Origin of the sequence: Streptomyces sp. Ru71, from assembly GCF_002920535.1 — a bacterium.
In the GTDB taxonomy this organism is placed as follows: Bacteria; Actinomycetota; Actinomycetes; order Streptomycetales; family Streptomycetaceae; genus Streptomyces.
The window spans coordinates 81,048-106,191 of sequence record NZ_PQSS01000021.1; the positions used below are offsets into that span (position 1 = coordinate 81,048).

Below are 25,144 nucleotides of genomic sequence, written 5' to 3' on the forward strand. Positions count from 1 at the left end.
GGGGCACGGGGGTCCTCCGGGCGGGCGTACTCGGGCCGGCGGCCCGGAGCGACGGTCAGGCGGAGATGCCGTCGATCCGGGCCAGTGCGTCGTCCGCGCCGAACGGCTGCAGATAGGGCAGCCAGCGCGGGTCCCGGTGGCCGGTGCCGATGATGCGCCAGGCCAGACCGGTGGGCGGAGCGGGTTTGTGCCGCAGCCGCCAGCCCAGCTCGAACAGGTGGCGGTCGGCCTTGACGTGGTTGCAGCGGCGGCAGGAGGCCACCACGTTGTCCCAGACGTGCTTGCCCCCGCGTGAGCGCGGGATGACGTGGTCGACGCTGGTTGCGACGCCACCGCAGTACATGCACCGGCCCCCGTCCCGGGCGAACAGCGCCCGGCGGGTCAGAGGAACGGGCCCCCGGTAGGGAACCCGCACGAATCGCTTGAGCCGGACCACGCTGGGTGCGGGGACGGTGACGGTTGCGCTGTGCAGAAAGGCGCCGGACTCCTCCAGGCAGACAGCCTTGTTCTCCAGGACGAGGACGAGCGCGCGGCGGAGCGGTACGACGCCGAGTGGCTCGTACGACGCGTTGAGGACCAGGACATGCGGCACGGGTGCCTCCTTGGGCGTCGGCGGCGCGTGGCTCGCGCCGGGACGATCTGCAGTCAGTCTCCCCTCATGCCTGGTGGCAGCGCCACCATGTCCCGGTAACGGGCTGGGAGTGTTTTCGACCACATCTGAATCATCCCCAGACCGGCGACCGGTTCAAGCCCAGGTGAGCACGGTCTCTCCTCGGCGCATCCGGCAGGGGCACACACTGTGCCCCGTTAGTGTGGTGCCCCTGCCTTCCGGTGACCTTTCCGTGACCTTGACGACCGGGACCGCCGTCCCGCGCCCGGGGGCAGACCGCTGCACCTGGAGGTATCCGCCGTGTCCTTGCCCGCCGTCCTACTGGCCGCCGGTCCCTCGCCGTCGCCGTCTCCCGCCGGGACGCCGTCCGTGACCGTGCCCACGCTCCAGGACGCCCAGGAGAGCGCGACGAACGCGGCGAGCTGGATCGAGCAGAACTGGTCGACGTGGCTGGCGATCGGTCTGCGCGTGCTGCTGATCCTGGTGATCGCGGCCGTGCTGCGGGTGGCGGTGCGGCGGGCGATCACCAAGCTGATAGACCGGATGAACCGCACGGTCCAGGCGGTGGACGGCACCGCGCTCGGCGGCCTGCTGGTGAACGCCGAGCGGCGCCGCCAGCGCTCGCAGGCGATCGGCTCGGTGCTCCGGTCGGTGGCGTCGTTCCTCATCCTGGGCACGGCCGCGCTGATGGTGCTGGCCACCTTCGACATCAACCTGGCGCCGCTGCTGGCCTCCGCCGGTGTCGCGGGCGTGGCGATCGGTTTCGGCGCCCGCAACCTGGTCACCGACTTCCTGTCCGGCGTGTTCATGATCCTGGAGGACCAGTACGGCGTCGGCGACTCGATCGACGCCGGTGTCGCCTCCGGCGAGGTGATCGAGGTCGGCCTGCGCGTGACGAAGCTGCGCGGCGACAACGGCGAGATCTGGTACGTCCGCAACGGCGAGGTCAAGCGCATCGGCAACCTCTCGCAGGGCTGGGCGACGGCCGGCGTCGACGTCACCGTGAAGGCGTCGGAGGACCTGGACCGGGTGAAGGCCACCCTCGACGAGGTCGCCGAGACGATGGGCAAGGAGGAGCCGTGGAACGAACTCCTGTGGAGCCCGGTCCAGGTGCTCGGCCTGGACAGCGTGCTGCTCGACTCGATGGTGGTGCGCCTGTCCGCCAAGACCATGCCGGGCAAGTCCGTCGCCGTCGAGCGTGAGCTGCGCTGGCGCGTCAAGCGCGCCTTCGACGCGGCCGACATCCGCATCGTCGGCGGCGCGACGGCTCCCGCGGAGGAGGGCGCGGCGGCGGACCCGTCGGCCTCGGTGGCGGCCCCCTCCGCCTTCGCCAACTCCACGTCCCCGCAGGCCCAGGCGACGACCCCGCTGGTCCCGCCGCAGAGCACCAGCAAGTAGCTCCGCGCGCACCTTCTCGCGCCCCGCGCGTACGCCCCTTCGCGCCCGCGCGCACCTCTTCCTCGCGCGCCCGCGCCCGCGCGCACGCCTCCTGACGCCCCCGCAGGTAACGACTCCGTTGCCGCGGGGGCGTCCGCTCTTGACGCCCCTGCCGTGGCCGCCTACGTTCCTCGCAGCGACAGGAAACTTTCCTAACAATCTCCGAGCAGGGCGGGCAGCCTCGGGTGGACAGCCCTCCCCGCTCGCTGAAAAGCTGTCCCGCTGGAAAGGCAGGTGTGCAGACCCCATGGCAGGAACCGCCGGTACGCCGGGCACCCCACGCGTGCTGCGCGCCATGAACGACCGCGCCGCGCTGGACCTGCTGCTGGAGCACGGCCCGCTCTCCCGCACCCGGATCGGCAAGCTCACCGGCCTGTCCAAGCCCACCGCCTCGCAGCTGCTGGCCCGTCTGGAGGCGGCCGGCCTGGTGCTGGCCACCGGCACGGCCGAGGGCCGGCCGGGCCCCAACGCCCAGCTGTACGAGGTCAACCCGGCCGCCGCGTACGCCGCCGGCCTGGATGTCACCCCGGGCCGCATCCTGGCCGCCGTCGCCGACATCACCGGGCGCACGGTCGGGCGGTTCGAGCTGCCCACACCCGGCCGGCGCCCCGCGCAGCCCGTCGCCCAGCAGGTCACCGACGCCCTCGACGGCGCGGTGAAGGCGGCCGGACTGGCCCGCTCCGACGTGCACCGGCTCGTCATCGGCACGCCGGGCGCCTTCGACCCGGGCACGGGCCGGCTGCGCTACGCCTCCCATCTGCCGGGCTGGCACTCCCCGGCCCTGCTCGACGAACTCGCCGCCGCGCTGCCCATGCCCGTGGAGTACGAGAACGACGTCAACCTCGTCGCACTCGCCGAGCAGCGCCTCGGCGCCGCCCGCGGGCACGAGGACTTCGTGCTGCTGTGGAACCAGGAGGGTCTGGGCGCCGCCCTGGTCCTGGGCGGCCGGCTGCACCGGGGCTTCACCGGCGGCGCGGGAGAGGTGGGTTTCCTTCCGGTCCCCGGCACCCCGCTGGTGCGCCAGGTGAGGAAAGCCAACAGTGGCGGCTACCAGGAGCTGGCCGGCTCCCAGGCCGTCCCGCAGCTCGCCCGCGAGCTCGGCATGAACGACATCCCCTCCGGGCCGTACGCCGAGGCCGCGGCGGCGCTGCTCGCCCGGGCCGCCGCCGAGGACACCGTGCTGGGCCGGCTGCTGCTGCAGACGTACGCCACGCGGCTCGCCACCGGTCTCGCCTCGCTCGTCTCCGTCCTCGACCCCGAGCTGGTCGTGCTGTCCGGGGCCTCGCTCACCAGCGGCGGCGAGGTGCTGCGCGCCCTGGTCCAGGCCGAGCTGGAGGAGCTGGCCGCCGCCCGGCCCCGGCTCGTCGTCGGCGAGGTCGTCGAACACCCCGTTCTGCGCGGCGCGCTGGAGCGCGCGCTGACGGTCACCCGCGACGAGGTCTTCGACACCTCGCGCTGATCCCGCACCGCCCCTCGTACCACTCCTCTCGCACCACCCCCCTCGTACGACCCCTCTCGCTCCACCCCTCCCCCTTTCCCCGCCCCACCCGTCCCTGGGAGACCTCGCCATGCCCGAAGCCATACCGTCGCTCGCCCGAAAAGCGGCCTTTGCCCTGACCGCGTCGCTGGCTCTGCTCGCGACCGCCTGTACCGGACAGTCCGGCTCCGGCGCCTCGGACGATCCGTCGAAGGAGACGACGATCACCTTCTGGCACGCCTGGAGCGCGCCGAACGAGGTCAAGGCCGTCAACGAGCTGGTCGCCGGCTTCGAGAAGGCGCACCCGAACATCCACGTGGACGTCGTCGGCAACATGACCGACGACAAGATCAACCAGGCGCTGCGAGCGGGCGGCACCAAGGCGCCCGACGTGATCTCCTCGTTCACCACGAACAACGTGGGCAAGTTCTGCTCCTCCGGTGCCCTGGTCGACCTCGACCCCTTCTTCGAGAAGGCGGGGATCGACCCGCGCCAGACCTTCCCGAAGGCGATGAACGAGTACACGCAGTTCGAGGGCGACCGCTGCACGGCCCCGCTGCTCGGCGACGCCTACGGCCTGTACTACAACAAGACCGCCTTCGCGAAGGCCGGCATCACCGCCCCGCCGAAGACCTGGTCGGAGTTCGAGGCCGACGCAAAGAAACTGACCGTCCCCGACGGCGACTCGTTCAAGCAGCTCGGCTTCATGCCGGACTACCACGGCTGGGAGTCGACCACCGAGCACTACCTCGGCCAGTTCTCCCCCACCTACTTCGACCAGGGCGGCAAGTCGAACCTCGCCGAGGACCCGGCGTTCGAGAAGGGCTTCACGCTGCAGAAGCGGCTGGTCGACGAACTCGGCGGCTTCGAGAAGCTGGAGCGCTACCGGGCCGGACTGGGCGACGAGTGGGGGCCCAAGCACCCCTTCCACACCGGTCAGGTCGCCATGCAGCTCGACGGCGAGTGGCGTCTGGGCATGGCCCTGAACGCCAAGCCCGGCTTCGAGATCGGCGTCGCGCCGCTGCCCGTCCCGGACGACCATGTGAGCCAGTACGGCAAGGGCTACATCACCGGCACCATCACCGGCATCGCCGCCACCAGCACCAAGCAGAACGCCGCCTGGGAACTGGTGAAGTACATGACCACCGACACCGACGCGGTGGTGGGCTTCTCCAACGCGATCCACAACGTCCCCTCCACCCTGGCCGCGCTGAAGTCGCCGAAGCTGAAGTACGACCCGCGCTTCAGGACGTTCCTGGACATCGCGGCGAACCCCGACTCGACGTCCACGCCCGCGTCCGTCAACGGCGGCCAGTACCTGGTGACCATCCAGCAGCTCGGCTACGACTACGAGAGCGGCAAGGTCACCGACCTCAAGGCCGGCCTGAAGAAGGCGGCGGCGCAGATCGACACGGACATCGCGCAGGCGAAGTAGCGATGAGCACGATCACCCTGGCCGCCAAACGCCGCCGCGCGGCGCTGCGCAATCTGGCCTTCCTGTCGCCCTGGCTGATCGGGTTCGCGGTGTTCTTCGCCTACCCGCTGCTCTCCACGGTCTACTTCTCGTTCATGCACTACGACGGCTTCCGGCCGCCGACGTGGAGCGGGACGAAGAACTGGTCCTACGTCTTCGCGCACTACCCGCTGTTCTGGCCCGCGCTGCGCAACACGCTGTGGCTGGTCCTGGTCATGGTGAGCCTGCGGGTGGTCTTCGGACTGGGCGTCGGCCTGCTCATCACGAAGATCAAGACCGGTGCGGGCGTCTTCCGCACCCTGTTCTACCTGCCCTACCTGGCCCCGCCGGTGGCGGCCACCATGGCGTTCGCGTTCCTGCTCAACCCCGGCACCGGGCCGGTGAACTCCCTCCTGGAGAAGACCGGACTGCCGGCGCCCGGCTGGTTCAACGACCCCGCCTGGTCCAAGCCGGCGCTCACCCTGCTCGCGCTGTGGGGCATCGGCGACCTCATGGTCGTCTTCATGGCGGCGCTGCTCGACGTGCCCACCGAGCAGTACGAGGCGGCGGAGCTGGACGGGGCGTCGGCCTGGCAGCGGTTCCGGTACGTCACGCTGCCGAACATCTCCCCCATCGTGATGTTCGCCGTGGTCACCGGCGTGATCCAGACGATGCAGTGCTACACGCAGCCGCTGATCGCCGGGAAGGTCGCCTCGGGTGTGATCCAGGGCGCGGGCACCCAGTTCGAGCCGGGCTACCCGGACAAGTCCACGCTCACCCTCCCCCAACTCGTCTACAACCTCGGCTTCCAGCGCTTCGACTACGGCTCCGCCTGTGTCGTCGCCCTGGTGCTGTTCGCCCTGTCCATGGTGTTCACCGCGTTCCTGATGCGGCGCCGGGGCGGTCTGATCCAGGCAGGTGACTGACCCATGACCCAAGTACTGGACAAGCCGGTGCAGGTCGCCGTGCGCCCCGCGGACGAGCGCACCGCCCGCCGCCGGGCCCTGCTGCGGTGGATCGCGGTGCACTCCCTGGGCGTCGCCGCGGCCCTGTTCTTCGTCCTGCCGTTCGTGTTCGTCCTCCTCACCTCCCTGATGAGCGACAGTCAGGCCCTCAGCCGCGACCTGATCCCGCACACCTGGGAGTGGGGCAACTACCGGAAGGTCTTCGACACCCCCGGCTTCCTCACCTGGTGGAAGAACACACTGCTGTACGCCGGACTGGGAACCTTCCTCACCGTCGTCTCCTCGATCCCCGTGGCGTACGCGCTGGCCAAGTTCCGCTTCCGCGGGCGCAATCTGGCGCTGATGCTGGTGATCTCGATGATGATGCTGCCGCCGCAGGTCGTCGTCATCCCGATGTACCTGTTCTGGGCCAGGCAGCTGGACCTGTCCGGCTCGCTGTGGCCGCTGATCGTCCCGATGGCGTTCGGGGACGCGTTCTCCGTCTTCCTGCTGCGGCAGTTCCTGACGACCATCCCGAACGAGTACCTGGACGCGGCGAGGGTCGACGGCTGCGGGGAGGTCAGGACCCTGCTGCGGGTCGTCCTGCCCATGGCGAAGCCGGGCATCGCCGCGGTCGCCCTGTTCCAGTTCTTCTACGCCTGGAACGACTACTTCGGCCCGCAGATCTACGCCTCCGAGAACCCCGGTGCCTGGACGCTGAGTTACGGCCTGGAGTCCTTCAAGGGCGCGCACCACACCGACTGGAACCTCACCATGGCCGCCACCGTTCTGGTGATGGCCCCCGTGATCCTCGTGTTCTTCTTCGCGCAGAAGGCGTTCGTCGAGGGCGTCACGCTCACCGGAGTGAAGGGTTAAGCAAGCATGAAACTCACCGTGGTCGGGGGCGGCTCGACCTACACGCCCGAACTCGTCGACGGCTTCGCGCGCCTGCGGGACACCCTGCCGATCGAGGAGCTGGTCCTCGTCGACCCGGCCGCCGAGCGGCTGGAGCTGGTGGGCGGGCTCGCCCGCCGGATCTTCGCCCGGCAGGGCCATCCGGGCCGTGTCGTCACCACCGCCGACCTCGACGCCGGTGTGGACGGCGCGGACGCGGTGCTGCTGCAACTGCGCGTGGGCGGTCAGGCGGCCCGCGAGCGGGACGAGACCTGGCCGCTGGAGTGCGGCTGCGTCGGCCAGGAGACCACTGGCGCGGGCGGCCTCGCCAAGGCGCTGCGCACCGTGCCCGTCGTCCTCGACATCGCCGAGCGGGTCCGCCGCACCAACCCGCGGGCCTGGATCATCGACTTCACCAACCCGGTCGGCATCGTCACGCGCGCCCTGCTGCAGGCCGGCCACAAGGCGGTCGGGCTGTGCAACGTGGCGATCGGCCTGCAGCGCAAGTTCGCCGCCCACCTGGGCGTCACACCCGCCGAGGTCCATCTGGACCATGTGGGCCTGAACCACCTCACCTGGGAGACCGGGGTGCGCCTGGGCGGCCCCGAGGGCGAGGACGTGCTGCCCCGGCTGCTCGCCGAGCACGGTGACGCCGTCGCCGCCGACCTGCGCCTGCCCCGCCCGCTGCTGGACCGCCTCGGCGTCGTCCCGTCGTACTACCTGCGCTACTACTACGCCCACGACGAGGTCGTCGACGAGCTGCGCACCAAGCCGTCCCGGGCGGCCGAGGTCGCCGCGATGGAGCGGCAGCTCCTGGAGATGTACGGCGATCCCGCGCTGGACACCAAGCCGGAGCTGCTCGCCAAGCGGGGCGGCGCCTTCTACTCGGAGGCGGCCGTCGACCTCGCGGCGGCACTGCTCGGCGGGGGCGGCAGCCCCTACCAGGTGGTCAACACCCTCAACAACGGCACGCTGCCCTTCCTGCCCGACGACGCGGTGGTCGAGGTGCAGGCCGCGGTCGGGGCCAAGGGCCCCGCCCCGCTGCCCGTACCGCGCCTGGACCCGCTGTACGCCGGTCTGGTCGCGAACGTCACCGCCTACGAGGGCCTGGCCCTGCGGGCGGCTCTGGAGGGCGGCCGCGACCGCGTCTTCCGCGCCCTGCTCGCCCATCCCCTGATCGGGCAGTACGCGTACGCCGAGACCCTCACCGACCGACTGATCGCGCACAACCGGGAGCACCTTTCGTGGGCCTGATGGGGGGCGTCCTCGCCATCGACGCCGGCAACAGCAAGACGGACGTGGCGGTCGTGGCCGTGGACGGCACCGTCCTCGCCACGGCGCGCGGCGGCGGGTTCCGGCCGCCCGCGGTGGGCGTCGAGCGGGCGGTGGACACGCTCGCGGAAGCGGTCGGCCAGGCGTACGCGCAGGCCGGCGTGACGGCCGTCGGACACGTCTCCGCCTGTCTGGCCAACGCCGACCTGCCGGTGGAGGAGGAGCAGTTGGCGGCGGCCCTGCACGCGCGCGCGTGGGGCGCCACCGTCGAGGTGCGCAACGACACCTTCGCGATCCTGCGGGCCGGCGTCGGCGAGCCGCGCGGGGTGGCCGTGGTGTGCGGGGCCGGCATCAACTGCGTCGGGATGCGCCCCGACGGCCGCACCGCCCGCTTCCCGGCGATCGGCCGCATCTCCGGCGACTGGGGCGGCGGCTGGGGGCTGGCCGAGGAGGCGCTGTGGCACGCGGCCCGCGCGGAGGACGGCCGCGGCGGCCCCACCGAGCTGGCCCGCACCCTGCCCGCGCACTTCGGGCTGGAGTCGATGTACGCGCTGATCGAGGCCCTGCACCTGGAGCGGGTGGAGCGCACGCGGCGGCACGAGCTGACGCCGGTGCTGTTCGCCACGGCCGCCGCCGGCGACCCGGTGGCCGGGGCGATCGTCGACCGGCTCGCCGACGAGATCACCACCATGGCGGTGGTCGCGCTGACCCGCCTCGACCTGCTGGCGGAGGAGACCCCTGTGCTGCTCGGCGGCGGGGTGCTGACCGCCGGGCACGCCCGGCTCGACGACGGGGTGCGGCAGCTGCTGGCCGAGCGCGCGCCCAAGGCCGTGGCGCGGGTGGTGCGGGAGCGGCCGGTGCTGGGGGCCGCGCTGCTGGGCCTGGACCGGCTCGGGGCGGGCGCGGGGGCGCAGCAGCGGCTGCGGGCGCACTTCGCGCCCGGCGAGGACTGAGCGGCGCCGAAGAACCCACGGCACGGTGACGAGCCGTCACCCGAGAGTGACGCCGGGGGAACCGATCCGGTTCCCCCGGCGTATTCATGGGCAGGGGCAGTTTCAGGACGGGCAGGGGCGGCGGATCCGAACGGGCCGGGCACGGCACTGCGATCCGATCAAGATCGGGTGACGGCCGGTGCGGATACCGGCCCCGGCAGCGATACTTGCGGCGACGGATGACCATGGGGGAGGTCAGCAGTGACACCACCGCAGCGAAGCAGCGCGGCGCCACCACCGGGTTCCGGCACGCCCACGATGCCCGCGATCCCGCCGCAGCCGGGCTCGCACCCGCCCGCGACCGCCGCACGACCCGGCTCCCCCGCGCCGGGCCGCCCCCCGCGCCGTACGGCGTTCGCCGAGGGCGTGGAGCGGCTGCGCGCCGCCGCCGTCACCGAACCGGGCCGGCTGCGCACCATCGGCGCCGTGCTGGCCCTGCTCGTGGTCGCGTTCGGCGCGGTCACCGCCTGGCAGACGTCCCAGCGGGCGGCCGCCGCCGACGACGTGCTGCACAAGAGCCGCCCGCTCAGCGCCGCCGCGGCCGACGTCTACCGCGCGCTCGCCGACGCCAACACCGCCGCCTCCAGCGGCTTCCTGGCCGGCGGGCAGGAGACCAAGGCCTCCCGCGACCGCTACGAACTGGACATCCGCACCGCCGCCGCCGGCCTGGTCACGGCGGCCGGCAGCTCCGACCCCGGCTCCCCGGCCGCCGCCACCATCACCCGGCTGAACCGGCTGCTGCCCGAGTACAAGGGCCTGGTGGAGCGGGCCCGCACCTACAACCGGCAGGGCTTCCCGGTGGGCGGCGCCTATCTCCGGTACGCCAACGAGAAGATGCAGCAGCAGATGCTCCCGGCGGCCGAGGACCTGTACACGAAGGAGAACGAACGGCTGGCCGCCGACTACGCGGACGCCACGCCCTACCCGTGGGCGGCGATCGCGCTCGGCGTTGTGGCGCTGGCCGCGCTGGGCTGGGCCCAGCACCGGCACTACCGGCGCACCCACCGCGTCCTCAACCACGGCCTGGTCGCGGCCACCACGGCGGCCACGGTGGTGCTGCTGTGGCTGGTCGTCGGCCACAGCGTCGCCCGCGCGGACCTCGACGACTCGCGCGAGAACGGGGTGCGCTCGCTGAACGTCCTGCAGGACGCCCGCATCGCCTCCCTCAAGGCGCGCTCCAACGAGAACCTCACCCTGGTGGCGCGCGGAGCGGAGACCACCAAGGACGGCAAGGACCTCTACGACTCCTCGTTCCGCACGGACATGGCCGCCCTGGACCGCAGCCTCGCGCAGGCCCGCGGGCTCGCCGACGACCAGGCCGGCGCGAAGCCGGTCGTCGCGGCCGTCGGCAACATGACGGAGTGGAACCGGCGCCACGACGCGGCCCGCGGCCAGGACGAGTCCGGTGAGTACCAGAAGGCGCTGGACGGCGTGATCGGCGCCAAGGGCGCCACCGGCGAGTGCTTCGACAGCGTCGACGCCAACCTCGCCGCGGCGCTGGCGCACGAGGAGAAGGAGTTCCGGCAGGCGGCCGGCGATGGACTGGCGGCGATGGGCGGCCTGCCCTGGGGCGCCGCGGCCCTCGCCGTGCTGGCCGCGGCGACGGCGCTGATCGGCATCGGCCGCAGGCTTTCGGAGTACCGATGAGGGGCGCACCGGTGGAAGGGGGCGTGACGATGAGACTGCGGCACCTGCGGGCGGCTCTGCGGGGCTGGGGCGGGGTCGGCGCGATGGCGGCCGTGTGCGCCCTGGCGCTGGCGTGCGCGCTGCTGCTGCCGCTGACCCAGCGCGGCCCCGACGGCCGGGCGGCGGCGGGCGGCTCCTCCCGGGTCGCCGTCGGCACCCAGGCGCGCGCCGACAGCTGCACGGCCCCCGAGAAGCAGACCCTGGCCCCCTCGGCGGCCGACGGGCCCACCATCGCCCGGATCAGGGCCAAGGGGAAGCTCGTCGTCGGCGTCGACCAGAACAGCTATCGCTGGGGCTACCGCGACCCGAACAAGAAGGGCGCCCAGCTGGAGGGCTTCGACATCGACCTGGTGCACGCCATAGCCCGGGACGTCCTGGGCGACCCCGACGCGGTCCAGTTCAAGGCGATCCCCACCAACCAGCGCGTCCCGGCGATCCAGAACGGCGTCGTCGACATGGTCGTGCGCACGATGACGATCACCTGCAAGCGGCTGAAGGACGTCGCCTTCTCCGCGCCCTACTTCCGCACCGGCCAGCAGGTCCTCGCCCCCAAGGACTCGCCGGTCACCGGCTACGACACGTCCCTGGCCGGCAAGAGGATCTGCACGGCGGCCGGTTCGACGGCGTACACCACGCTGGAGGACGACAAGAAGAGCGGGCGGCTGCCGGCCTCCGCGGACATCTCCACCACCGTCCCCAACCAGCTGGACTGCCTGGTCCGGCTGCAGCTCGGCGAGGTCGACGCGGTGGTCACCGACGGCGCGCTCGCCGCGAGCCAGGCCGCGCAGGACCCGACGGTCGAACTGAAGGGCAGGGCCTTCACCACCGAGTACTACGGCGTGGCGATGAAGAAGGACGCGGACGATCTGGTACGCCGGGTCAACCACATCCTGGTCGGCTACAGCGCGAGCGGCTGGCAGAGGTCGTACGGCGACTGGCTGTCGGCGACACTGGGGGCGGACTCGGCGACGTCCAGGCCGCCGGCGCCGCAGTACCTGCGGACGAGCTGACAGGCGCGGCAGGCACGAGCGAAGAGCAACGACCCACACAGCAGCGAGAGGTGATCGATGGGCGTCACGGACCCCGCCGGGCCGGTGATGGACCGGGACGAGGTGGACCGTGCGCTGGCGCGGCTCGGCCAGGAGCACGAGGCGATCGAGACGTCGCTGCTGGCCCTGCAGGACCACGCGGGCCGCAGGCTCCTGGAGGGCGCCGAACTGACCGGCGTCACCAAGGAGCGCTGGATCGCCACGGAGGCGTCGATCACGCTGCTGTGGACGTACTTCGACGCCTACACGGACGCGCTGCGCACCGCCCGTGAGATCCGCTCCCGGCGCCGCTGGTCCAGCCGCGAGGACCTGGTGGAGCTGACCGAGCTGCTGCGCGGCGAGTCCGTGACGGTCGCCGGCTCGGCCGCTGCCACCGCCAACGCGCCCACCCTGAACGGCGTTTCCGGCAAGCTCAGCGAGCGGTTCTCGCTGAGCGCGCTGGTGGACCGGATGAACGAGCTGTACGCGGCCGGCCTGGACATGGTGGTCGCCGCCGACGCGGTGTGGTCGGCGCTGCCCGCCCGTATCGATTTACTGGCCGCCGAACTCCAGCGCACCCGGCAGCTGGCCCACTCCGTCGGGGTGCGCCCCGGCGAGCACCCGGCCGGCGACGACCTGGAGCGCATCACCCGCACCCTGACGAAGCTGCGCGAGGAGGTGGTCAGCGACCCGCTGGCCTACTGGGTGCCGGCGCAGGGCAGTTCGGCGCCCGGCGGCGGCCGCCCGGACACCACGGTCTACGACCGTGAGGCGCGCGCCCTGGAGGAGGTGCGCCGGGAGATCGAGGCCGTGCTCACCGTGCGGCAGGACGCCGAGAAGCGGCTGGTGCGGCTGCGGGACGTGCTCTCCCGCGCGGACCGCACCCTGGCCGAGGCCCGCACCGCGCGCGGCGAGGTGCTGGCGAAGATCGCGGCCACCGAGGTGCCGGTGGTCAGCGGCCCGCCGACCGTGCTGCAGGAGCAGCTGGCCACGGCCGCCGAGTACCGCAGGCAGGCCCAGTGGCACCGGCTGTCGCCGCTGCTGGAGTCGCTGGAGCAGCGGGCCGAGGACGAACTGCTGCGCGCCCGCGAGTCGCTGACCGCGGTCACCGCGCCGCTCGCGGTGCGGGCCGAGCTGCGCGGCCGGCTGGACGCGTACAAGGCGAAGGTGGCCCGGCACGGGCTGGCCGAGGACCCGCTGCTGGTCGAGCGGTACGAGAAGGCCCGCCGCATGCTGTGGAGCGCGCCCTGCGACCTGCGGGTCGCCGAGCAGGCCGTGCTGCGCTACCAGCAGGCGGCCGCCGAGGCGCTCGCCGCGCCGCGCGTGCCGGAGCAGCAGAGCGGGTCGCAGGATGTCAGGGGGGAGTCGTCATGAGCCGTGCGGGGCAGAGCTGTCAGCGGCCGGGCTGCGACGGGTCGTACGAGGACGTCGGCGGCGGCGAGCTGTACTGCGACACCTGCGGGCTGGCGCCGGTGGTCTCCACGAGCGGCATGGTCGGCTCGGTGCCGACCGGGCTCACCGCGGGCGGCCGGGGTTCCAAGGGCTCGTCGAGCAGCGGCAGCGCCCGCAGTTCGCGTACGTCCTCGCAGTCGTCGAAGTCGCGGCGCTCGGTGTCCGGGCGGCTGTCGCGCTCGCTGTCGGGGACGTCGACCGGCCGCTCGGTGTCGGTGCGCAGCTCGGGTGCGAACGCGGCCTCCTCGGGCCGTTCCCGGCTCGGCGCGGGCCTGGTGCAGGTCCCGCCGATCCCCCGGCCCGACCCGCGCGCGATGGTGCTGGACAACCCGGAGGTGCCCGAGCGCAAGCGGTTCTGCTCCCGCTCCGACTGCGGCGCACCGGTGGGCCGCTCGCGCGGGGAGCGGCCGGGCCGCACCGAGGGCTTCTGCACCAAGTGCGGGCACCCGTACTCCTTCGTGCCGAAGCTGAAGGCCGGGGACGTGGTGCACGGCCAGTACGAGGTCGTGGGCTGCCTGGCGCACGGCGGTCTGGGCTGGATCTACCTCGCCGTGGACCGGGCCGTCTCCGACCGGTGGGTGGTGCTCAAGGGCCTGCTGGACACCGGTGACCAGGACGCGATGGCCGCCGCGATCTCCGAGCGGCGCTTCCTCGCGGAGATCGAGCACGCCAACATCGTACGGATCTACAACTTCGTCGAGCACCTCGACCAGCGCACCGGCTCCCTCGACGGCTACATCGTCATGGAGTACGTCGGCGGCAAGTCCCTCAAGGAGATCGCCAACGCCCGCCGCACGCCCGACGGCCGCCGCGACCCGCTGCCCGTGGAGCAGGCCTGCGCGTACGGCATCGAGGCGCTGGAGGCGCTCGGCCATCTGCACAGCCGCAACCTGCTGTACTGCGACTTCAAGGTCGACAACGCCATCCAGACCGAGGACCAGCTGAAGCTGATCGACATGGGCGCGGTGCGCCGCATGGACGACGACGAGTCGGCGATCTACGGCACGGTCGGCTACCAGGCGCCGGAGGTCGCCGAGGTCGGCCCGTCGGTGGCCAGCGACCTGTACACGGTCGGGCGGACGCTGGCGGTGCTCACCTTCGACTTCCAGGGCTACACCACCGTCTACGCCGACTCGCTGCCCGATCCCGACACCATCGAGGTCTTCCGCCAGTACGAGTCCTTCTACCGCCTGCTGGTGCGCGCCACCGACCCCGACCCGGCCCGCCGGTTCGCCTCCGCGCAGGACATGGCCGAGCAGCTCACCGGTGTGCTGCGCGAGGTGGTGTCCGTCCAGACGGGCCGGGCCCGGCCCGCGCTGTCGACGCTGTTCGGACCGGAAGTGAAGGTCACCGACACGGAGTTGTTCCCGCGTCAGGACGGGGAGGTGTCGCTGCTGGGGGCGCGGCAGGTGCGCGGCCGGCGCGCTCCGCAGGCCCCCGCGGCGAGTGCCGCCCCGGCCCTGGTCAAGCCGGTGCCCACGCCGGCCGCCGCGCTGGCCCTGCCCGTACCGCACGTCGACCCCGGTGACCCCAACGCCGGTTTCCTGGCGGGTCTGATGACGTCCGCGCCGGCCGAGCTGCTCAACGCGCTCGCCGCCGCCCCGGCGCCCTCGGTGGAGACCCGGCTGCGGCAGGTGCGGGCCTGGCTGGAGAACGGCGACCACGACGCGGCGGCGATGGCGCTGGCCAAGCTGGAGGACGAACGGCCCGACGACTGGCGGGTGGTGTGGTACCGGGGCGTGGGCGCTCTGGTCACCGGCGACTTCGCGCACGCCGCGCTCGCCTTCGACGCCGTCTACGACGCCTTCCCCGGCGAGATCGCGCCCAAGCTGGCGCTCGGCCTGTGCGCGGAGGTGCTGGGCCAGCTGGACAACGCCGCCGAGTACTACCGGCTGGTGTGGGCGACCGATCCCAGCCATGTCAGCGCCGCGTTCGGGCTGGCCCGGGTGCAGCTCGCGGCCGGCGACCGCGGCGGTGCCGTGCGCACGCTGGAGTCGGTGCCGGAGGCGTCCATCCACTACACGGCCGCCCGCGTGGCCGCCGTACGGGCCAGGCTGCGGCAGCGCACCGCGGTGGCCGGCGACGGGACGTTCGTGGACGACCTGACCGCCGCCGCGGCGCAGGTCGAGGCGCTGGACGCGTACGGTCTGGACCCGGGGCGGCGTGAGCAGTTGGCCACCGAAGTGCTCGGCTGCGCCCTGGACTGGATACTCTCCGGGGGCCAGGGCGGCACGCCGGCCGCCCGGCGGCTGCTCGGCAGCGAACTGGACGAACGCGGGCTGCGCTTCGGTCTGGAGCGCTCGTACCGCACGCTGGCCCGGCTCGCGACCGGCGGCGAGGAGAGGATCGACCTGGTGGAACGTGCCAACCGTTACCGCCCCCGGACGTGGGTGTAGTTGATGTCGCAGATGCCCCGGCAGGCAGCCCTGTCGAACTGCCCGAGCTGCGCGGAGCCGCTGGAGTCGGGTGACCGGTTCTGCGGTGCGTGCGGATACGACCTGTCCGCCGTGCCGGCGCCACCGCTGGACCACCCGACGATCGCGATGAACGGCGCTGCGCCACCGGCCGGCTCCGCCGTACCGCCACCCGGGGTGCCGCAGCCCGGCCCCGCGGTGCCGCCGCCCGGACCCGCCGTACCACCACCGGCGCCGCACGCCCCGAGCGCCGCTGCCGCCGCACCGCAACCCGGGCCCGCCGTACCGCCGCCCGGACCCGCCGTACCACCACCGGCGCCGCACGCCCCGAGCGCCGCTGCCGCCGTCCCGCAGCCCGGACCCGCCGTGCCGGCGCCCGCCGCCGGGGTTCGGTTCGACCGGCCCGACGAGCCCGACGAGTACGCGCTGCAGGCGCCCGACCCGAGGGTGGCCGCGCAGGCCGCCGCGGCCGCGCCGGACGCCTCCGTGTGCGTGGCCTGCCGCGCGGGCCGGGTGGACAGCGACGGCTACTGCGAGAACTGCGGCCACGCCCAGCCCCGCGAACGCGACCACATGGAGCAGGAGTGCGGCCCCGTCGCCGCCGTCAGCGACCGCGGGCTGCGCCACCACCGCAACGAGGACGCCTTCACCGTCGGCCACACCGCGCTGCCCGACGGCTCCCCCGCCGCGCTGGCGATCGTCTGCGACGGCGTGTCCTCCGCGACCCGCCCCGACGACGCCTCGCTCGCCGCGTCCCGCGCGGCCGGTGAGTCGCTGCTGGCCGCCCTGGAGCGCGGCACGCACCCGCAGCAGGCGATGCACGAGGCGATCGTCGCGGCCTCGCACGCCGTCAACGCGCTGGCCGAGGAGCCGCAGACGGCCCGCGAGCACGCCCCGCACCAGAACGCCCCCGCCTGCACCCTGGTCGGCGCCGTGGTCACCGACGGCCTGCTGGTCGTCGGCTGGGTCGGCGACAGCCGCGTCTACTGGGTGCCGGCCGACCGCAGCGCGCCCCCGGCCCGGCTCACCGAGGACGACTCCTGGGCCGCTCAGATGGTCGCCGCAGGCCTGATGAGCGAGGCGGAGGCGTACGCCGACGAGCGCGCCCACGCGATCACGGGCTGGCTCGGCGCCGACGCCTACGAACTGGAGCCGCACACCGCCGGGTACAAGCCGGACCGCCCGGGTGTGGTCGTCGTCTGCACCGACGGACTGTGGAACTACGCCGAGGCGGCCGAGGAGATGGCCGAGGTGGTCCCCCTGGACGCCGCCGAGCGTCCGCTGCACAGCGCCCAGGTCCTGGTCGGCCACGCGCTGGACGGCGGGGGCCACGACAACGTAACAGTGGCCGTCCTGCCGTTCCCCGCGCCGCCGCAGGGGGCAGGATCGGCCTGAGAGGCCGCATACCGGACCACCCGGGCCGGCCTCGCACGGGGAAGCCCGCGGACCGGAGGGGACCGGTCCGCGTCCGGTCCACACCCGACGGGTGTCAAAGGGGGATGCGAACAGGCATGGCCATTTTCTCGAAACCCACCGTGCCGCAGTTCTCGGTGGACGTGTACCAGAACGAGTACCTGCCGGAGGGCGGCCGCGAGGTCAACGCCATCGTCACGGTCACCGCGACCGGCGGCGGCACGGTCGGCACCGCGGTGACCGCCCCGCACCTGTACACGGCCGGGCAGGGCCCGTCCGCCGCCGTGGTGATCATGGTGGACTGCTCCGGGTCGATGGACTACCCGCCCACCAAGATGCGCAACGCCCGGGACGCGACGGCCGCCGCCGTCGACACCCTGCGCGACGGCGTGCACTTCGCGGTGGTCGGCGGCACGCACGTCGCCAAGGAGGTCTACCCGGGCGGCGGGCGGCTCGCGGTCGCCGACCCCACCACCCGCGAGCAGGCCAAGCAGGCGCTGCGCCGGCTGAGCGCGGGCGGCGGCACCGCGATCGGCACCTGGCTGCGGCTCACCGAGAAGCTGCTGTCCTCGGCGGACGTCGCCATCCGCCACGGCATCCTGCTCACCGACGGCCGCAACGAGCACGAGTCGCCCGAGGAGCTGCGGCAGGCCCTGGACGCGTGCGCCGGCCGGTTCACCTGTGACGCCCGGGGCGTGGGCACCGACTGGGAAGTGAAAGAAGTCACAGGGATCGCCTCCGCCCTGCTCGGCACGGCCGACATCGTCGCCGATCCGGCGGGGCTGGCCGCCGACTTCACGCGGATGATGGAGACGGCGATGGGCAAGGAGGTCGCCGACGTCGCCCTGCGGGTGTGGACCCCGGTGGGCACCACCATCAAGTTCGTCAAGCAAGTCGCGCCGACGGTCGAGGAGTTGACCGGGCGGCGCACCGAGGCGGGCCCGCGCGCCGGGGACTACCCCACCGGGAGCTGGGGCGACGAGTCCCGTGACTACCACCTGTGCGTCGAGGTCCCGGCCGCGCACATCGGGCAGGAGATGCTGGCCGCCCGGGTGTCCCTGGTGATCCCGCAACCGGACGGCAGCGCGCAGACCCTGGGCGCGCAGGGTCTGGTGCGGGCGGTGTGGACCGACGACATGGTGGCCTCCACGTCGATCAATCCGCAGGTGGCCCACTACACCGGGCAGGCGGAACTGGCCCAGGCCATCCAGCAGGGGCTGGACCTTCGCAAAGCGGGCGATTTCGATGGAGCAACGGCCAAACTGGGCCGGGCCGTTCAGCTCGCGAGTGCCTCCGGGAACGCGGATACTGCGAAACTGCTTGCGAAGGTGGTGGACGTGGTCGATGCGGCGACAGGTACTGTGCGACTGAAGGCGAAGGTCGCGGAGGCCGACGAGATGACGCTCGAAACCCGGTCGACAAAGACTGTTCGTGTAAAGAAGTGAAGCGCTGAAGACCACTGAAGCCGCACTGCAGACCATTGAAGTCCACTGAAGAAGTGACCTAGCAGGAACGAAGGGACGCACCGACATGCCGACCTGCCCGAACGGACACCAGTCGGGTTCCGACGACTGGTGCGAGGTCTGCGGTCACCGCATGGCCGGTGCCGTACCTCCGCCTCCCCCGCCGCCGCCCCCGGCCGGCGGCGGCTACGGCTTCCCGCCGCCCCCGCCGGGCGGCCAGCAGGGCGGACGCCATCTGTCCGCCGTGCCGGACGCGGAGCCGGAGCTGTGCCCGCAGTGCCGTACGCCGCGCGAGGGCGGGGCGCCGTTCTGCGAGGAGTGCCGGTGGAACTTCCTGACCAACACGGCCACCACGTACACCCCGGCCGCGCCGCCGCGCCAGCCGGCGCCGGGCGCCCCGCGCTTCCCGCAGGGGCCCGGGCCGTCGTTCGGCGGCGGTGACTCCTTCGACTACCAGAGCTCGCGGCCGTCGCAGATGAACCGGCCCGCCGAGCCGATCCCGCCGTCCTCGCCGTTCGGCGGCGAGCCGGGCGGTCCCGGTGGCCCTGGCGGCCCCGGTGGTTCCGGCGGCCCCGGCGGTATGCCGGGCCCGGGTGGTCCCGGTGGTCCCGCTGGTCCGGGTGCGCCGTTCGGGGCCGGTGGGCCCGGTGGCCCGGGTGGCCCCGGCACGCCCGGTGGTCCGGGTGCGCCGGGCGGCCCGTTCGGCGGGGGCGGCCCCGGCGGTCCGGGTGGTCCCGGCGGCCCGGGTGCTCCCGGCGGTCCCTTCGGCGCGGGCGGCCCCGGGGGCCCGGCCGGCCCCGGTGGCCCGGTCACGCACGGCGGTCCCGGCAGCCCCGGCGGATTCGGCAACCCCGGCGGACCCGGTGGTCCCTCCGGCCCCGGTGGCCCCGGCGGTCCCGGCGGTCCCGGCATGCCCGGTGGCCCGAACGGCCACGGTGGCCCCTCCCCCTTCGGCAACGACCCCTCCCGCCCGGTCCCGCCGCCTCCCGGCCCGACGCCTCCCGCCGGCCCCGGAGCGGCTCCGGGCGGACCTGGCGGCCCGGGGGCGCTCGGCGCCCCGCAGGGCTTCCAGCCCCCCGCGTTCCCGCAGGGCCCCGGCCCGTCGGCTCCGCCGGCCCCGTCCGGGCCGTCGTTCGGCGGCGGTGAGGACGACTGGGTGATCTCCCCGCCGTCGGGCCCCGCCACGGGCCCGGGCGGTCCGGGCGGCCCCGCAGGTCCCGGCGGCCCGAACGGCGCCCGCCCCGGCGGCTACGGCTACCCGCAGCCCGGTGCCACCCAGGCCCCGCCGGCCCCCGGCTTCCCGCAGCAGCCGCAGGGCCCGGCCACCTGGACGGCGACCATCGGCCCGGACCGCGAGTACTTCATGGCGATGATGCAGCGCTCCGGCCCCGAGGCCGCGGGGCTGAACCTGCCCGCGTACTCGCCGGAGCAGCAGCGCCCCCTCACCGGCAACCAGGTGACCATCGGCCGCCGTCGCCACTCCACCGGCGAGACGCCCGACATCGATCTGTCGGTGCCGCCGGAGGACCCGGGCGTCTCGCACCAGCACGCGGTGCTGGTGCAGCAGCCCGACGGCAGCTGGGCGGTGGTCGACCAGAACTCGACGAACGGCACGACCGTGAACGGCTCGGAGGAGCCGATCCAGCCGTTCGTGCCGGTCCCGCTCCAGGACGGCGACCGCGTGCACGTGGGCGCCTGGACGACGATCACCGTCCGGCGCGGCTAGGAAGCCTCCGGGAGGGGCCACACATACGGCCCCTCCGGGTCGTCCAGCCACGCCCACTCGCGCTCGCCGCCGACCGTGACGCCGTACCGCTCGCGGGTCGGCATGCCCTCGCGCTCCCACAGGGCGCAGGCCTCCTCGGGGTCGAGGCTGCCCCGGGTGAGCGCGAGCAGGAAGCGGAACAGTTCGCTCTCCCGGGCCCGGCGCGGCAGTCCCGCCAGCTGCGGCGGCTGCGCCGTGGGCCGGGGTGTGCCGCGCAGCGGCACGAAGTAGGCGGGCGTGTCCAGGAACCGTCCCTCGGCGTGCCCGGAGTCCCGCACGTCCAGCGCGGCCACGCCCGTGGCGAACGGGGTGACGATCCGGCCGCCGGGGCGGCACTGGGTGAGCCAGGCGCGCGGGATCACCGGCAGCGCGCAGGTGGCGATGATCCGGTCGTAGGGGGCGTGCTCGGGTACCCCGCGCGCCCCGTCACCGGTGACCACGGCCGGGTGGTACCCGGCGGCGTCGAGGTGCCGGCGCGCGGACTCGGTGATGTCCGGGTCGAGGTCGATGGTGACGACGTTCTCCTCGCCGAGCCGGTACGACAGCAGCGCCGCGTTGTAGCCGCTGCCGGCGCCGATCTCCAGCACCCGGTCGCCGTCCGCCGGGCGCAGCGCGGCCAGCATGAGCGCCATCAGGGACGGCTGGCTGCTGGAGGACAGCAGTTCCCCGTCGCGCAGCCGGGTGGCGAGCGGGGCGTCGGCGTAGGCGCCGCGCAGCCAGCGTTCGCGGGCGGCCGGGTCGGGGTGCTCGCCCCAGCGGCGCTCGTAGCCGCCGAGCACGCCGACGTAGTAGGACGGCACGAACAGGTGGCGCGGGACGGCCGCGAACGCCTCCCGCCAGGCGGGGTCGGCGGCGAAGGCCCCGGAGGCCACGATCTCGTCCACCAGCGCGGCCCGCGCCTCCTCGGCGACGTCCCGCAGGTGGCGGTCGGCGGCGTGCACACCCATGCCTCCACTGTGCGGCGCCGGGCGCCCCGGGGCGAGTGTCCCGGCCGCCTTCCGTGCGGGGTGGTCCTAAGACTTCCGGCCTCGGTCGGCACGTCTGAGACCATGGGAGGCGTGACAGAGATTCGGCGCGGCACGCTTCAGGAGCAGACGTTCTACGAGCAGGTCGGCGGGGAGGAGACCTTCCGCCGGCTGGTCCACCGTTTCTACCAGGGGGTGGCCGAGGACCCGCTGCTCCGTCCGATGTACCCGGAGGAGGACCTGGGCCCGGCCGAGGAGCGCCTGGCGCTGTTCCTCATGCAGTACTGGGGCGGTCCCACGACGTACAGCGAGCGGCGCGGTCATCCGCGGCTGCGGATGCGGCACGTCCCGTTCACCGTCGACCGGGCGGCCCACGACGCCTGGCTGAAGCACATGCGGGTCGCCGTCGAGGAGCTCGGCCTGTCCGAAGAGCACGAGCAGACGCTGTGGAACTACCTCACGTACGCGGCGGCCTCGATGGTGAACACCGCGGGCTGACCCGAACGCCCTTCCTCCCGCATTCCGGTCGTACATCGCCGGATTCCGGTCACGATCCGGTCAAGCTGCGTTCACAACCGCTTACCCCGGCCCGCGCGCTCTGACAGCATCGCCGACAGGTCTGGACAACAACGGCGGGGGGCCGCAGTGGCGGGGTTCGGGGGGCTTGCGGGTTTCGTGCTGCTGCGGGCCCGCGCACACCGTCCGCTGCTCGCCGCCGCGCTGCTCACCGTCCTGCTCACCACGTCCGTACTGGCCGGTCTGACCGCCTACGCGGGCGCGATCGGCGACGCCGCCCTGCGCCACGCGCTCGCCGAGCCCGGCAACGCCGCCGACGCCGCCCTGGTCGTCAAGGCCGACGTGCCCGCCGAGCGCCGTACGGCCGCCGACACCGCCGTACGCCAGGCGGCCCGCACCGCGTTCGACGGGCTGCCGGTGACCGTGCGGACGCTGGTGCGGTCGGGGCCGTACGCGCTCCCCCGCTCCGTGCAGCCGCCGGCCGAACGGTCCGGCGACCCCGATCTGACCTTCTTCGCCGCCCTGGACGCCTCCCAGGTGCGCTTCACCGACGGCCGGCCGCCCCGCGCGGGCACCCCGGACGTCGAGGCGGCGCTGCCCCGGGCGGCCGCCCGGCTGCTGGGCCTGCGACCGGGCGCCCGGCTCACCCTCGCCGACCGGTTCGGCGGCCGGCCGCTGACGGTGACGATCACCGGCGTGTACCGGCCCGCCGACGCGAGCGCGCCGTACTGGCGGCTGGACGACGTCGGCGGCCGCGGCGTGAAGAAGAGCGACTTCACCACCTACGGCCCCCTCCTGGCCGATCCCCGCGTGCTGTCCGGCGGCGGGCTGAGCGCCGGGCCGTCCGCCTGGATGGTCTCGGCGGACTTCGCGACGCTGACGACCGCCCGCGTCGACGCCCTGCGCTCCTCCGCCGCGCACGCCGGCGCCGCCGTCCGCGCGGCCCCGGCCCTCGGCGGTGCGACGACCGCCACCACCTCGCTGCCCGGCCTCCTGGACGGCATCGAGCGCTCGCTGCTGGTCTCCCGCTCCACCCTGCTGATCGTCGCCCTGCTGCTCGCCCTGCTCGCGGCGTGCGCGCTGCTGCTGGTGGCCCGGCTGCTGAGCGCCGAGCGCGCCGCCGAGACCCGGCTGCTGCTGGCGCGTGGCGCCTCCCGCGCCCGGCTCGCGGGCCTGGCCGCGCTGGAGGCGCTGCTGCCGGCCGTGCCGTCGGCCCTGTGCGCGCCGCTGCTCGCCGGGCCGCTGACCCGGCTGCTCGCCGGCCAGGGCCCGCTGGCCCGGATCGGGCTGCGCCTGGACGTGCCCGCCGCCGGCCGGCCGCAGGTGTGGCTGGTCGCCGCGGGCGTCGCCCTCGGGTGCGCGCTGGCCGTGACCGTGCCCGAACTGGCCGCGAGCGGACGGCGGGCGGGCCGGGCCCGCGCGCTGCCCGGCGCGGTCCGGGCCGGCGCCGACCTGGGACTGCTGGCGGTGGCGGGCGTCGCCTACTGGCAGCTGGCCGCGCGCGGCACGGTCAGCGGCGACCGCTCCGGCGCCCTCGGCATCGACCCGCTGCTGGTCGCCGCGCCCGCGCTGGCCCTGCTCGCCGGGACCGTGCTCACCCTGCGGCTGCTGCCGCCGGTGGCCCGGCTCGCCGAGCGCCGGGCCACCGGCGGGCGGGGGCTGACGGCGGCGCTGGCGGGCTGGCAGTTCAGCCGCCGCCCGATGCGCGGGGCCGGGCCCATGCTGCTGCTGGTGCTCGCCGTCGCGCTCGGCATGCTGGCCATCGGCCAGGGCGCCTCCTGGAACCGCTCGCAGCAGGACCAGGCCGACTTCCGGGCCGGGGCGCCGGTGCGGGTGACGGCCGCCGGAGACGCCGGCCCGGCCCGCACCGAGCGGCTGGCGTCCGTCGGGCAGGTCAGCGCGGTCGCCCCCGCCGTGCGCACCGCGCTGCCGCTGTCGGACGACCGCACCGCGACCGTGCTCGCCCTGGACACCGCGCACACCGCCGGCACCCTGCTCCTGCGCCCCGACCTGGCCGACCGCCCGGTACGCCCCCTGCTCGCGGGCCTCGCCCCGGCGAAGCCGTCGGCCGGGGCGAGCGTCCCCGCCGGCACCGCCCGGCTGCGGCTCACCGCGACGCTGCACAGCTCCGACCCGGAAGGCGCTGCCGACGTGACGCTGACCCTGGAGGACCGCTGGGGCGTGCCCTACCAGCTGCCGTCGGGCCGGCTGCCCGCCGACGGCCGCCCGCATCCGCTCACCCCGGACCTGGGCGGCGCCCGCGGCCCGCTCACCCTCACCGGCGTCCAGCTCGTCCTCGCACAGCCCAGCGGGCGTGCCGAGCAGCACCGGCTGTCCCTGGACGCGCTGACGGCCACGGCCGACGACGGCACACCCCGGCGGCTGCCGCTGCCCACCGCGTGGACGGCCACCTCCCGCGCAGACGGCGCCGTCACCGGACCCGACGGCGACGCCATCCCGAGCCGGCCTCGCCTGGTGGCCACCGCGCCCCCCACGATCGCCTACTCCACCGGCCATCTGCCGGCCGGCGACCGCTGGCTGTCGGCCGCGGTCACGGTCGTGCTGCGGGTTGCGCAACCGCCCGCCGCCGAGGTCACGGGCGTGGCCACCGACCGCTTCCTGGCCGCCACCGGCGCGCGCACCGGGCAGCGGGTGGACGCCGTCCTCGGCGGGGCGAGCGTGCCGGTGCGGATCGTGCGCACGGTGCGGGAGCTGCCCACCACCCAGGACGCCGAGGGCGGCGGTGCCCTGCTGGTGGACCTGCGCGCGGTCGAGCGGGTGCTGCAGGCCCGCCACGGCACGAGCGTCACACCCACCGAGTGGTGGCTGGGCACCCGGGACCCGGCCCAGGTGGCCGCCGCCGTCCGCGCCTGGCCCGACATCGACCCCTCCCAGGTGGTGGTGCGCGCCGAGATCGCCGAGGAGCTGCGCGACGACCCGTTCGGCGCCGGGCCGCAGGCCGCGTTCGCCGCGGCGGCCGTCGTGGCGGCGCTGCTCGCCGCGGTCGGCTTCGCGGTCAGCGCGGCCGGGGCGCTGCGCGAGCGGGACGCGGAGTTCGCGGTGCTGCGCGCGCTGGGCGCCCCGCGCCGCCGCCTGGCCCGCATGATCGCCGCCGAGCACGGGGTGCTGGTGGTGCTGGCGCTGGCCGTCGGAGCGGCGCTGGGCGCGGTGCTGACCCGGGCGGTGATCCCGCTGATCCTGCTGACCGCCGAGGCCACCCGGCCGCTGCCAAAGGTCCTGGTCCAGCTGCCCGCCGGGCGGATCGCCGTCCTCCTCGCGGCCGTCGCCGTCGTCCCGCTGGCCGTCTCCGCCGTCCTGTCGCTGCGCCGTGCCGACCCGGCGTCCGCGCTGCGGGAACAGGGA

18 protein-coding genes are annotated in these 25,144 nt (G+C 74.3%); 16 read left to right on the top strand and 2 right to left on the bottom strand.

Annotated elements, in window-relative coordinates; genetic code table 11:
* Positions 1–55: 55 nt before the first annotated feature.
* Entirely contained in the window at positions 56–592 is a 537-nt protein-coding gene (locus tag C3489_RS15655) for an HNH endonuclease (protein WP_103782431.1), read from the bottom strand.
* 318 nt (positions 593–910) lie between these two features.
* On the opposite strand from C3489_RS15655, the gene C3489_RS15660 reads away from it, so the two are divergent.
* The 14 genes from C3489_RS15660 to C3489_RS15725 all read left to right on the top strand — a co-directional run bounded on the left by C3489_RS15660 (position 911) and on the right by C3489_RS15725 (position 20,261).
* On the top strand, positions 911–2,008 hold the full coding sequence (locus C3489_RS15660; protein ID WP_103782432.1) for a mechanosensitive ion channel family protein: 1,098 nt from the start codon (positions 911–913) through the stop codon (positions 2,006–2,008).
* Positions 2,009–2,294: 286 nt separating this feature from the next.
* Positions 2,295–3,506 (top strand): ROK family transcriptional regulator, encoded by a 1,212-nt coding sequence (locus C3489_RS15665; protein ID WP_103782433.1) that lies wholly within the window; start codon positions 2,295–2,297, stop codon positions 3,504–3,506.
* A 109-nt stretch (positions 3,507–3,615) separates the two neighbouring features.
* Positions 3,616–4,959, top strand: a complete 1,344-nt coding sequence (locus C3489_RS15670) for an ABC transporter substrate-binding protein (protein WP_103782434.1) — start codon at positions 3,616–3,618, stop codon at positions 4,957–4,959.
* A 2-nt stretch (positions 4,960–4,961) separates the two neighbouring features.
* Complete coding sequence (locus C3489_RS15675) at positions 4,962–5,903, top strand: carbohydrate ABC transporter permease (protein ID WP_103782435.1); 942 nt, start codon at positions 4,962–4,964, stop codon at positions 5,901–5,903.
* Positions 5,904–5,906: 3 nt separating this feature from the next.
* Complete coding sequence (locus C3489_RS15680) at positions 5,907–6,797, top strand: carbohydrate ABC transporter permease (RefSeq protein WP_103782436.1); 891 nt, start codon at positions 5,907–5,909, stop codon at positions 6,795–6,797.
* A 6-nt stretch (positions 6,798–6,803) separates the two neighbouring features.
* Positions 6,804–8,069, top strand: a complete 1,266-nt coding sequence (locus tag C3489_RS15685; RefSeq protein ID WP_103782437.1) for a 6-phospho-beta-glucosidase — start codon at positions 6,804–6,806, stop codon at positions 8,067–8,069.
* Positions 8,060–9,040, top strand: a complete 981-nt coding sequence (locus C3489_RS15690; protein WP_258054710.1) for an N-acetylglucosamine kinase — start codon at positions 8,060–8,062, stop codon at positions 9,038–9,040. Before C3489_RS15685 ends, C3489_RS15690 begins: the two co-directional genes overlap by 10 nt.
* 297 nt (positions 9,041–9,337) lie before the next feature.
* A complete protein-coding gene (locus tag C3489_RS15695; protein ID WP_103782438.1) occupies positions 9,338–10,726 on the top strand; it encodes a hypothetical protein in 1,389 nt (462 codons plus the stop codon).
* 29 nt (positions 10,727–10,755) lie between these two features.
* Positions 10,756–11,775 (top strand): glutamate ABC transporter substrate-binding protein, encoded by a 1,020-nt coding sequence (locus C3489_RS15700; protein ID WP_103782449.1) that lies wholly within the window; start codon positions 10,756–10,758, stop codon positions 11,773–11,775.
* Between the two features lie 57 nt (positions 11,776–11,832).
* Positions 11,833–13,167 (top strand): hypothetical protein, encoded by a 1,335-nt coding sequence (locus C3489_RS15705; RefSeq protein WP_103782439.1) that lies wholly within the window; start codon positions 11,833–11,835, stop codon positions 13,165–13,167.
* A complete protein-coding gene (locus C3489_RS15710) occupies positions 13,164–15,641 on the top strand; it encodes a tetratricopeptide repeat protein (protein ID WP_103782440.1) in 2,478 nt (825 codons plus the stop codon). The genes C3489_RS15705 and C3489_RS15710 overlap by 4 nt, the downstream gene beginning before the upstream one ends.
* Positions 15,642–15,644: 3 nt before the next feature.
* Positions 15,645–17,054 carry a PP2C family serine/threonine-protein phosphatase gene (locus C3489_RS15715; protein WP_103782450.1) on the top strand — a complete coding sequence of 470 codons (1,410 nt, stop codon included), beginning with the start codon at positions 15,645–15,647 and terminating at the stop codon, positions 17,052–17,054.
* 116 nt (positions 17,055–17,170) lie between these two features.
* On the top strand, positions 17,171–18,517 hold the full coding sequence (locus C3489_RS15720) for a VWA domain-containing protein (RefSeq protein WP_103782441.1): 1,347 nt from the start codon (positions 17,171–17,173) through the stop codon (positions 18,515–18,517).
* A gap of 85 nt (positions 18,518–18,602) precedes the next feature.
* Positions 18,603–20,261, top strand: a complete 1,659-nt coding sequence (locus C3489_RS15725) for an FHA domain-containing protein (RefSeq protein WP_103782442.1) — start codon at positions 18,603–18,605, stop codon at positions 20,259–20,261.
* On the opposite strand, the gene C3489_RS15730 is transcribed toward C3489_RS15725, so the two are convergent.
* The gene (locus tag C3489_RS15730; RefSeq protein WP_103782443.1) at positions 20,258–21,247 is read right to left on the bottom strand and encodes a methyltransferase domain-containing protein; all 990 of its coding nucleotides are present in this window, start codon (positions 21,245–21,247) and stop codon (positions 20,258–20,260) included. The two genes, C3489_RS15725 and C3489_RS15730, sit on opposite strands and share 4 nt — an antisense overlap.
* A gap of 102 nt (positions 21,248–21,349) precedes the next feature.
* Here C3489_RS15730 and C3489_RS15735 point away from each other — a divergent pair, with 102 nt between their 5' ends.
* Positions 21,350–21,763, top strand: coding sequence for a globin (locus C3489_RS15735; protein WP_103782444.1), 414 nt, complete (start codon positions 21,350–21,352; stop codon positions 21,761–21,763).
* Between the two features lie 147 nt (positions 21,764–21,910).
* A partial coding sequence (locus C3489_RS15740) for an FtsX-like permease family protein (protein ID WP_103782445.1) occupies positions 21,911–25,144 on the top strand: 3,234 nt, incomplete at its 3' end.

Excerpts from the sequence above, each read along its gene's own strand:
- C3489_RS15680 (WP_103782436.1), top strand. The coding sequence starts at position 5,907 with ATGACCCAAGTACTGGACAAGCCGGTGCAGGTCGCCGTGCGCCCCGCG.
- C3489_RS15685 (WP_103782437.1), top strand. The coding sequence starts at position 6,804 with ATGAAACTCACCGTGGTCGGGGGCGGCTCGACCTACACGCCCGAACTC.
- C3489_RS15715 (WP_103782450.1), top strand. The coding sequence starts at position 15,645 with ATGTCGCAGATGCCCCGGCAGGCAGCCCTGTCGAACTGCCCGAGCTGC.
- C3489_RS15730 (WP_103782443.1), bottom strand. The coding sequence starts at position 21,247 with ATGGGTGTGCACGCCGCCGACCGCCACCTGCGGGACGTCGCCGAGGAG.
- C3489_RS15670 (WP_103782434.1), top strand. The coding sequence starts at position 3,616 with ATGCCCGAAGCCATACCGTCGCTCGCCCGAAAAGCGGCCTTTGCCCTG.
- C3489_RS15700 (WP_103782449.1), top strand. The coding sequence starts at position 10,756 with ATGAGACTGCGGCACCTGCGGGCGGCTCTGCGGGGCTGGGGCGGGGTC.
- C3489_RS15695 (WP_103782438.1), top strand. The coding sequence starts at position 9,338 with ATGCCCGCGATCCCGCCGCAGCCGGGCTCGCACCCGCCCGCGACCGCC.
- C3489_RS15725 (WP_103782442.1), top strand. The coding sequence starts at position 18,603 with ATGCCGACCTGCCCGAACGGACACCAGTCGGGTTCCGACGACTGGTGC.
- C3489_RS15675 (WP_103782435.1), top strand. The coding sequence starts at position 4,962 with ATGAGCACGATCACCCTGGCCGCCAAACGCCGCCGCGCGGCGCTGCGC.
- C3489_RS15705 (WP_103782439.1), top strand. The coding sequence starts at position 11,833 with ATGGGCGTCACGGACCCCGCCGGGCCGGTGATGGACCGGGACGAGGTG.
- C3489_RS15735 (WP_103782444.1), top strand. The coding sequence starts at position 21,350 with ATGGGAGGCGTGACAGAGATTCGGCGCGGCACGCTTCAGGAGCAGACG.
- C3489_RS15720 (WP_103782441.1), top strand. The coding sequence starts at position 17,171 with ATGGCCATTTTCTCGAAACCCACCGTGCCGCAGTTCTCGGTGGACGTG.
- C3489_RS15710 (WP_103782440.1), top strand. The coding sequence starts at position 13,164 with ATGAGCCGTGCGGGGCAGAGCTGTCAGCGGCCGGGCTGCGACGGGTCG.
- C3489_RS15665 (WP_103782433.1), top strand. The coding sequence starts at position 2,295 with ATGGCAGGAACCGCCGGTACGCCGGGCACCCCACGCGTGCTGCGCGCC.